The sequence below is a fragment of the Candidatus Thermoplasmatota archaeon genome, from assembly GCA_035540375.1.
In the GTDB taxonomy this organism is placed as follows: domain Archaea; phylum Thermoplasmatota; class SW-10-69-26; order JACQPN01; family JAJPHT01; genus DATLGO01.
Genome location: DATLGO010000101.1, coordinates 76,891 through 86,306 on the forward strand (window position 1 = coordinate 76,891; position 9,416 = coordinate 86,306).

Here is a 9,416-nt window from a genome sequence, read left to right on the forward strand (position 1 = left end):
GCCGGCCGGCCGCCTGTCGGAAGGGGACCCCGGGTGGCAAAGTTATATGAAGGGTGGGGCCGGGTTCCCGGTTCGGAAAAGCCCCCTTTCCAGCCTCTCGGAGGTTCCACTTTGTCCCGCAAGGAAGTCTCCATCCGCATCGGCGGCGCAGCCGGCGACGGCGTCGCGTCGACCGGTGAGATCTTCGGCAAGACGTGCGCCCGCTCCGGCCTGCACGTGTACGCGTACAACAGCTACCAGTCGGTCATCCGCGGGGGCCACGTGTGGTTCCAGATCCGCGCGGGCGCCGATCGCGTGCTTTCCGTCGGCCAGAACGTCGGCATCCTCATTGCCCTCAACCAGCAGACCTACGACGCCCACGTCGGCTCGATCGAGTCCGGCGGCGGCGTCATCTTCGACCCGAAGAAGGTCAAGGCGGACGAGACGAAGCTTCCGAAGGGCGTGCGCGCCTTCCCGATGCCCGCGCTCGAAATCGCGGCGAAGTACTCGAAGAACCCGATCATGGCGAACACCGTGATGCTCGGCGCCGCGATGCAGTTCATCGCCGCGCCCATCGCGAAGTTCAAGAGCGTCATCGAGGACCAGTTCGGCCACAAGAAGCAGGAGATCATCTCCCAGAACCTCGAGGCCGCTCAGGCCGGCTGGGACTACGCCAAGGAACACTGGGGTCGCCTCGACTACGTCCTCGGGTGGAGCGACAAGCGCCGCCTCTTCATGACCGGCAACCAGGCGATCGCGCTCGGCGCGCTCGCCGCGGGCTGCAAGTTCTACGCCTTCTACCCGATGACGCCCGCGTCGTCGATCGGCCACTTCCTCGCGGACCACGGCCCCGACAACGGGATGGTCGTGAAGCAGGCCGAGGACGAGATCGCGGTCATCAACATGACGATCGGCGCGGCCTACGCGGGCGCGCGGTCGATGTGCGGCACGTCGGGCGGCGGCTTCTCGCTCATGGTCGAGGCCACGGGCTTCGCGGGCATCACGGAGACGCCGATCGTCGTCGTGAACTCGCAGCGCTCGGGCCCCTCGACCGGCCTTCCCACGAAGACCGAGCAGGGCGACCTCAACCTCATCATGGGCGCGGGCCAGGGCGACTGGCCCCGCATCATCCTCGCGCCCCGCAACGTCGAGGAGGCGTTCCACGCGACCGCCGAGGCCTTCAACCTCGCCGAGCGCTGGCAGACGCCCGTCTTCGTCCTCTCGGACCTCCTCCTCTCGGAGCACTTCGAGACGGTCGACGGCCTCGACCTCGAGTCGGTCGCGATCGACCGCGGCGCGCTCATCACGAACGGCTCGGTCCCGACGCCCTACCTCCGCTACGAACTCACGGAGAACGGCGTCTCGCCCCGCGCGATCCCGGGCATGGCCGGCGCGGAGCACATCGCGGGCTCGGACGAGCACGACGAGGACGGCACGCTCGTCTCGGACGTGCGCGCCGGCCTCGCGGACGCGATCGAGGTCCGCATCAAGCAGATGGACAAGCGCGGCCGCAAGCTCGAGGGCGCGCTTGCCGACTTCGACAAGCCGGAGCTCTTGGGCCCGAAGGACGCGCCCGTCACGCTCGTCACCTGGGGCTCGACCCAGGGCGCGGCGCGCGAGGCGATGGCGACGCTCGCCGCGGAGGGCATCCACGTGAACGCCCTCGAAGTCAAGAACGTCTGGCCTTTCCAGACGAAGGAAGTCACGGCGATCCTCTCGAAGGCGCGCCACATCCTCGTCTGCGAAGGCAACTTCACGGGCCAGTTCGAGCGGCTCCTGCGCACCGAGACGGGCATCGTCGCCCACGCGTCGCTCCGCAAGTACGACGGCGAGCCGTTCTGGCCCGAGAACATCGTCGCGAAGGTCAAGGAGATCGTCGCGCACGAGAAGATCCCCGTCAAGGGAGGGATGCACTGATGGCCGCGATCAATCCGATTCCCGTCACCGCCTACAAGGTCGACACGAAGCCCACCTGGTGCCCCGGATGCGGCGACTACGCCGTGCTCACGGGCGTGACGCGCGCGTGCGCGACGACCGGCACCGACCCGAAGGACCTCGTCGTCGTCTCGGGCATCGGCTGCTCGTCGAACCTGCCGCACTTCCTCAAGGCGTACGGCATGCACACGCTCCACGGCCGCTCGATCCCGGTCGCGACCGGCGTCAAGCTCGCGAACCCGAATCTCAAGGTCGTGATCACGGGCGGCGACGGCGACGGCTACGGCATCGGCATCGGGCACATGATCCACGCGATGCGCCGCAACCTCGACGTGACGTACGTGGTCATGAACAACGAGATCTACGGCCTCACGACGGGCCAGACCTCGCCCACGTCGCTCGTCGGCATGAACTCGAAATCGACGCCCACGGGCAACATCGAGAACCCCGTGAACCCGCTCGGCCTCGCGCTCTTCGCGGGCGCGACGTTCGTCGCGCGAGCGTTCTCGGGCGACGCGAAGCACCTCGCGGACATCATCCAGCAGGGCATCGAGCACAAGGGCTTCTCGCTCGTCGACGTGCAGAGCCCGTGCGTCACGTACAACAAGCTCAACACGTACGACTGGTTCCGCGAGCGCGTCTACAAGCTCGAGGAATCCGGGCACAACCCGGCCGACTTCGGCGCCGCGGCGGACCGCGCCTCCGAGTGGCCGACGCGCGACCCCCACGGCAAGGTCCCGATCGGGGTCTTCTACAAGGCCGAGGGCAAGCCCACGTACGAGGAGCAGGACCCCGCGCTCTCGCGCTTCGAGGCGCCCGCCCTCCAACGCGACATCAAGATCAAGCGCGAGGCCGCCGAGAGGATGCTCGCTGAGCTGCTCTGAGGGAACTGAAGTCGGCGCCGCTGCCGCCGCGCCCGAGCGAAAGCCGGCATGACGCCCACGAGCGCGGAGGGCGAGGCAGGCGATCGGCAACCGCTCTGCCACACCCGGCAGGCGATCCGCGCGATCGTGCAACCCGTGGTGACAACATGCTCACGTGAGGAAACGATAATCCCGGGGAACGGCCTGCAGGGATGATCTCCCATGCGCGCCCTCGCCATCCTTGTCCTGTTCCTCGCGGCCTTGCCCGCATCCACTGCGGCGACGTTCGACGTGGACGTGAGGCGCGACGAAAAGTCGGAATCCTGCACATCGACCTCGAACGGGAATTCGTGGAACGACTCCCGGGACGGCAGGTCTTCCTCGGGCAGTGAGCTCGACGTCGAAACGCAGTGCAGCGCGCGCCGCGACGACGTTCGCGTGGACATCACCCAAGACGAGACAAGGCTCGTGAGCGCATCCAAGGGCGAGCGATCCACGAGCCACAGTCGGAACTCGACGACCGAGATCCACGAGAAATCCAAGCCGTGCGAAGGCCCCGAGTCGACGTGCTACGATATCCGCTCCAAGGATTCCCACAACGCCACGACCCGCGAGAGCCATGAAGGCCTCTTCCTGGAGAGCGCCGCGGGCGACGCTTCCGTTTTGACCTCTTGGTGCCAGGCCACCTCCAACCGCTACACAGGCGAGTTGGAGTCCTACGAACGAAGACCTCCGCGGGAAGACTTTGTCATGAATGCCTCGTGGGGCGACGAGGACGCTACGTGCTCGACCGGCGTCATGATTCCAGGGCTTGCGCATCGCGAGGTGGAACAATGCCGCGAGCGACGCGAGCATTCCGCGGGCTCGTATCGCAACGACCACGTGGGCGGGCAGGCCGGGGAAACCTGGGACACCCAGACGCGAGAATCGACCTGCCGCCTCCGGGCAGGCCACGCCGTCGAGGTCCCGGAGGACGAGACGACGGTGGGCGCGTGGGCGGAGATCGTCCGATCATGCTCTCGCTGCGATGACCCCGACGCAAGAACGTCATACGGGATCAACGTGATTTGGATCATCGACACGCTGATGGTCCACGAGAGCCGCGATGTCAATGTGGTTCTGCCCTGAGCGGCTCGCCGCGAACCCGGCAGACCCTCGGAAGCCTTAAGTCATCACCGTTGACCTCATGGCCGTCATCCCATGACAAGATCCCTCCCGTTCGTCGCAGCCGTCGCAGCGCTCGTCCTCCTCTCACCGACGAGCGCGGGAGTCGCGCTCGAAATCCGGATTGACGAGGAGCGGACTTCGTGCAGCGAATCATATTCGTTCGAGAGAGACTCGGGCGAGGATGACAGTCGCGCGTGGACGAATATCGACAGCACATACGGGCAGACGTGCGAATCGACGGATTCCGACGCGGGCCTGACCTTCACGGCAGGCGAGGAAACGGCGTCGGCCGACCTCGGTTCCAAGGAAGCGTCGCGCGAAGCCGGGAATGACCAATACGAGTACAACGCGTCGCGGCGCGATTGCGGATGGCCACGACCCCCCTGCCCGTACACCTACCGTTCGGAAGGGACGTACGAGAGCCGAGCCCAAACCACGCAGGGCGCCCACGCTGAAAGTGGAATCACGGGCCCCGTCACCGTCGCGACGTCGAAATGCGAATCCTACGACAACCGGCAAACCTCATCCGACCAGAGTCGCGACGAGGATGGACGCGTCACCACCGGAAACGAAGGGAGCCAGGAAGTCGGATCGTCCTGCTCGTCCGGCATCATCGTGGAAAGCCCCGCGAGGGCCGCCATCACGAAGGACCGCTGCGGTTCTCATGGCCAATCCGCCTTCGAAAGCCGTGACGCCTGGTCGTCGACCTCACGCCACACGACCCACGCGTGTTACGAAGGCGTCATGGGATCGGCCGGCCTCGACGGAACGGGGACGGCCGCGGACGGCACCGCAGCGAACGTGGCCGCGGGGCGCCACACGTGGACGCGCGAATCTTGCGAAGGAAGTTCATCCGGCGGCGAAGCGTGCACGAACGCCTCCGGGGACGACCTCGTCCTGATGGTTGCGCTCGCGGCAGGCGGAATGCCCATCGGCGGAGGTTCGAACGGCGTCGCGACGCCCGGACCCCTCGCTGATTTCTTGGACGACCGTTACGACCACCTACCTTGACATCGCGTCGCGGTGCGCGTCGATGGCCGCGACGACGGCGCCGAGCGCGGTCGCCGTCTCGAAGCTGAGGTTGCGGCCCGTCACGTCCAGCTCGCGGGCGGCCATCGCGTGCACGTCCTTGGGGACGCCGTGCGGGCCGAGCCCGAAGACGAGAAGCTGGCTGCGCCCCGCCACGAGCGCGGCCGCGACGTCGCGCGGCGTCGTCGACTTCGGGCCCGTCGCGTGCTCCGTCGTGAGCACGACCTCGCCGAGCTGGGGCGGGAAGCCCTTCCTCGGGAGGTCGAACGTCTGGAACCGCCCATCCTCCGCGAGGCGGACGAAATAGTCGCCGCCTTCGCCGACGCTCGTCGTCGAGGCGACGAAGCGCGCGATGTCGAGCGGCGTCGAGAGTTCAAGCGGCCCGCCCTTCGCGCCGCCGCGGCCCGTCGAGAGGTCGCCCGCGGCGGCGTCCCACGGGAAGCCGAACGCGACGAGGTTCGCGTCGAAGGCGAGCGCGAGCGGCGCGGCGCGCGCGAGGGCGCGGCGGTGCGCCTCCGTGAGCCGCCGGGGGTCGTACGAATTGTAGAGCCCGATCGTGAGGCGGCCCGGCACGCGCCGGCCACGCGGTCGTTGTCCCATCAACGTTTGGTCCCCTCGCCCGGACGGGAGGAGCGCGCCTCCAGAGCCCCTACCGGCAATGCTTATCCACCACTTCCCTCGTTCCCGCCTGCGAGAGCCATGCTGGACCTGCCCGAGGACAAGATCCGCGCCGTCGACGCGTCGAACATGCTGGGCACCATCCACGGCTCGCCCGAGATGCTCGAGCGCGCGCTCGCGGCGTTCGACGGCAAGGCCATCCGCCCCGCGCGCAAGGTGCGCCGCGTCGTGATCGTGGGCATGGGCGGCTCCGCCATGGGCGGCGACTACCTCGCCGCGTGGGCCGCGCTCGAAGGCACGGCGCCGGTCGAGGTCGTCCGCACGTACGCGCTTCCCGCCTACGTCGACGCCGACACGCTCGTCCTCGCCATCTCGTACTCGGGCAACACCGAGGAGACGCTCGCCGCCTTCGCCGAGGCGCACCGCCGCGGCGCGATGGTCGCCGCCATCGCGACGGGCAATAAGCTCGAAGCTCTCGCGAAGAAGCACGGCGCGCCCTTCGTGCGCATTGAAGGCGGCCATCAGCCCCGCGCCGCGCTCCCGATCCTCCTCGCGACGAGCGCGCTTGTCCTCGAAGCCTACGGCGTGATCAAGGCCCGCGCCGCCCTCACCGAGGCGCTCCCGGATCTGCGCGCCCTCGCCGCGGACCTCGCGCCCGAGGCGGGCACCGCGCGCAACGAAGCGAAGCGCATCGCGCTCGCGCTCCAGGACTCGGTGCCGATCGTCTACGGCGCCGATGAGCTCGTCCCCGCGGCGCGCCGCTTCGCGAACGAGCTGAACGAGAACTCGAAGATCCTCGGTTTCTGGGGCGCGATGCCCGAGATGAACCACAATGAACTCGTGGGCTGGGCGGGCGACGACGACCTCGATCGATTCACCGCGATCTTCCTGCGCCGCGAGCAGGAGCACCCGCAGATCAAGGAACGCTACGACTTCACGGGCCACCTCATCCAGGAGCGCGGGGGGCGCCTCGTGCAGATCCAGGCGAAGGGCAAGGGCTTCGTGACCGCGATGCTCACGGCGACGTACGTCGGCGACATGGTGAGCGGCTACCTCGCGGTCCTTCGCGGAAAGGACCCCTCTCCGGTCGAGATCATCACGCGCCTCAAGAACAAGCTCGGCGAAACGGGCTTCGTGGACACGGTCGCGAAGTGATCGTCGAGTCTAAGCAACCCCCAGCCCATCCCCTCTACAGGAAACCATGGACGACCACGGACACGGCGACGCGGCATCCTCCAAGCTCTACCACGAGGGCGCGCGGGCGCTGCAGGATCACTTCGACAGCCGCAGGATCGCGGACCGCCTCGAGGAGGTCACCTTCCACGACGACCTCTCGGAGGACGACGCGGGCTTCATCGAGTCCTGCGCCTTCTTCTTCCTCGCGACCGCCGACGCGGACGGCCGACCCGATGTGTCCTATAAAGGGGGGCTTCCCGGCTTCGTGCGATCGCTCGACGCAAAGACCGTCGTGTTCCCGAGCTACGACGGCAATGGCATGTTCCGCACCCTCGGGAATGTCCTCGTCAATCCCGAGGTCGCGATGCTCTTCATCGACTTCGCCGACCCCGGGAGGCTCCGCGTGCACGGTCGCGCGACGCTCTCGAACGAAGACCCCCTCATGAGCGAGTTCGAGGGCGCGCAACTCATCGTGAGGGTGGCCGTCGACCGCGTCTTCCCGAACTGCCCGCGCTACATCCACCGCATGACTCTCGAGGAGCCCTCGCCGTTCGCGCCGCGGGAGGGCCACGTGCCGCCGGTTCCGGGCTGGAAGCGCGCGCCCGTCTTCGCGCCGCACCTCCCGAAGACGGCTCCGCCGAAGAAGCCGCTTCCGCGCGTCCCGCGGAGGACGCCCGAACGGTCGTGAGAATCGCGACCGACGGCTACGTCGGCCCCGACGGCCTCGGCGGGTGGGCCTTCGTGGTCGATCGCCCGGAAGGAAGGCTCGTCGAAAGCGGCGCGCTCGCGGGCGTCGCGAGCCATCTTGCGGAATGGATCGCGATTGAGCGCGCCCTCCTGTGGGCCGAGGCCGAAGCGCCGCCCGGCGAACTCGCGCTCCAGACGGACAGCGCGCTCGTCGCGAAGGGCCTCGCCGCGCGCCGGCCCGAAATTTCGGGCGAAGCGGGCGAGATCCGCGCCCGATGCCGGCAGGCGCTCGCGCGCCTCGCCGCGCGCGGCGTGCGCGTCGCCGTCGCGCGCGTCGCCCGCGAGGCGAACGCGGAGGCCGACCGCGCGGCGCGCGCGGCGGCGCGCGTCACGGCGGGACCGTGACGCCGGGCGGGAGCGGGGCGTCGACCCAGAAGGCGTGGAGTTGCGTCAACTTCGCGGATGTCACCGAGGCATAATTCCAGAGACGGTAATCACCCGATCGACCCACAAAAACTTCGGGCGACCAGTCGGTGGCCGATTCCTGACATGGCCTCAGGTATGGGGACCAATAAAGGGGACATGCGACGGAGCGATCGTCGCCGTTGCCCTCGACGCCGCGGATAGCCACACCGGTCGTGACATCCGAGAATCGCCCATAGATTCCCCGAACCGCCGTTAGATTCTGCTCGCCACCGATGACAATAGCCTTGCCGCAACAGTCCGCCGCGCTCGCTAGATGCAATTGAGCCGCGGGCTTAGCGAATTGAGTCGGATTCAGGAAGTGTACGCTCGTCGAGTTGGCGCTCCAGAGATTGTGCACTGCCGATGCGGGTGTTACGACCCGATCACGATCCACTAATTCCGCGTTGTGAAGCGCCAAAACGTGGACGAGATCCCACCAGCGAGGCTGGTCAGCCCACATCGACCACGAGAGCCAAAATGAGAAATACTCCCTCTCGACCAACTTCACTCGACGATTGATCCCGCCTTCCCCACCAGCGAGATCGATTCCGCCGTCGATCAGCGACCCGTGATTCAGTTCGACCAGGAAAGATGCGCCGTCAGGGTGGACGAGCGTCGGGACCCCGCCGAGTTCTTGTACTTGGAACGTGAGGAAGGCGATCCCGACCTCCTGGGCGCCCGCCACGGGGACGATGGTGAAGGAGTGCTCGACCATTCGGGAGTGAACCCGGATCCGCTCGAGTTCGGCAACTCCGCCGGAGAAGTGATCGACTGTGACGGATCCCTCGACGGCGGGCAATCCCGACGCGGAGAGGATGGCAAGTGCCCAAACGAGCGTATTCACCCGGGGTTGCACACGCTCACCGTCGCGCTCGCCCGACCGACGATCGTCTCCCCCGTGGCAAGGAAACTGACGATGACGTCTTGGTGATACGTGACTGGGCCACACGTGCCAGGCCCCACCACAATGATGTGGTAGGTCCTCGGGCCGGTCTGCGCGCGGGTGCACATTTCCGTTGTCACGCCGGCCCGCATGCTCCCTGGATCGCACTGGATGGTAAAAGGTGAGGCTCCGCCCGTAAGCCAGCCGATGCCATCGACCGCAACACGGCACTCCAGTTCGTCACACATCGGGCCGCCCGTGTCGTATCGCGGGACCTGTTTGACCCCGAGCAGAATCCCGAGACGACAGCCTGCCGCCGCGCACGCGTCGTGGTACTCATCCACGAGGGTCCACGCAGGCTTCACGAACTGATCCCATTCCTGCATGAGAACGTACTCCACCCAGGGATTGACGTCCACGCACGGATTCGTGGGCTCCCCGCAGCTCAGCGTCTCGTCAGCCGCTACGGGGGGGGCGATCGCGACAACCAGGCCCAGAACCGCAAGCACGAGAACGTGTCGCATCGAACCCGTAGACGTTGCTGATCATATCAGCGTTTCCATGTCCCGTCGCTCGGGGGCCGACGAGCCTTTCCGCCCCCGCCCCCATCCGCC

10 protein-coding genes are annotated in these 9,416 nt (G+C 67.4%); 7 read left to right on the forward strand and 3 right to left on the reverse strand.

The window, feature by feature from the left end; translation table 11 throughout:
- Positions 1–111 precede the first annotated feature (111 nt).
- The 4 genes from VM889_12620 (at position 112) to VM889_12635 (ending at position 4,955) form a co-directional block, all read left to right on the forward strand.
- Positions 112–1,896: a 2-oxoacid:acceptor oxidoreductase subunit alpha gene (locus VM889_12620; protein ID HVL49396.1), complete on the forward strand. Its 1,785-nt coding sequence runs from the start codon at positions 112–114 to the stop codon at positions 1,894–1,896.
- Positions 1,896–2,798: a thiamine pyrophosphate-dependent enzyme gene (locus VM889_12625; GenBank protein HVL49397.1), complete on the forward strand. Its 903-nt coding sequence runs from the start codon at positions 1,896–1,898 to the stop codon at positions 2,796–2,798. The genes VM889_12620 and VM889_12625 overlap by 1 nt, the downstream gene beginning before the upstream one ends.
- A gap of 201 nt (positions 2,799–2,999) precedes the next feature.
- Positions 3,000–3,905 (forward strand): hypothetical protein, encoded by a 906-nt coding sequence (locus VM889_12630; protein HVL49398.1) that lies wholly within the window; start codon positions 3,000–3,002, stop codon positions 3,903–3,905.
- 72 nt (positions 3,906–3,977) lie between these two features.
- On the forward strand, positions 3,978–4,955 hold the full coding sequence (locus VM889_12635) for a hypothetical protein (protein ID HVL49399.1): 978 nt from the start codon (positions 3,978–3,980) through the stop codon (positions 4,953–4,955).
- On the opposite strand, the gene VM889_12640 is transcribed toward VM889_12635, so the two are convergent.
- Positions 4,947–5,546, reverse strand: coding sequence for a DUF531 family protein (locus VM889_12640; protein ID HVL49400.1), 600 nt, complete (start codon positions 5,544–5,546; stop codon positions 4,947–4,949). The genes VM889_12635 and VM889_12640 overlap by 9 nt on opposite strands.
- 126 nt (positions 5,547–5,672) lie before the next feature.
- Between VM889_12640 and VM889_12645 the strand changes: the two genes are divergently transcribed.
- The 3 genes from VM889_12645 to VM889_12655 are packed head-to-tail and all read left to right on the forward strand — an operon-like array spanning position 5,673 to position 7,859.
- Entirely contained in the window at positions 5,673–6,746 is a 1,074-nt protein-coding gene (locus tag VM889_12645; GenBank protein ID HVL49401.1) for a bifunctional phosphoglucose/phosphomannose isomerase, read from the forward strand.
- A gap of 46 nt (positions 6,747–6,792) precedes the next feature.
- Positions 6,793–7,455: a pyridoxamine 5'-phosphate oxidase family protein gene (locus VM889_12650; protein HVL49402.1), complete on the forward strand. Its 663-nt coding sequence runs from the start codon at positions 6,793–6,795 to the stop codon at positions 7,453–7,455.
- Positions 7,452–7,859 (forward strand): hypothetical protein, encoded by a 408-nt coding sequence (locus VM889_12655; GenBank protein HVL49403.1) that lies wholly within the window; start codon positions 7,452–7,454, stop codon positions 7,857–7,859. The genes VM889_12650 and VM889_12655 overlap by 4 nt, the downstream gene beginning before the upstream one ends.
- Here VM889_12655 and VM889_12660 read toward each other — a convergent pair.
- Both VM889_12660 and VM889_12665 read right to left on the reverse strand, forming a co-directional pair.
- Complete coding sequence (locus VM889_12660) at positions 7,843–8,775, reverse strand: hypothetical protein (GenBank protein HVL49404.1); 933 nt, start codon at positions 8,773–8,775, stop codon at positions 7,843–7,845. The two genes, VM889_12655 and VM889_12660, sit on opposite strands and share 17 nt — an antisense overlap.
- Positions 8,760–9,326, reverse strand: a complete 567-nt coding sequence (locus VM889_12665) for a hypothetical protein (protein ID HVL49405.1) — start codon at positions 9,324–9,326, stop codon at positions 8,760–8,762. Before VM889_12665 ends, VM889_12660 begins: the two co-directional genes overlap by 16 nt.
- Between the last annotated feature and the right edge of the window lie 90 nt (positions 9,327–9,416).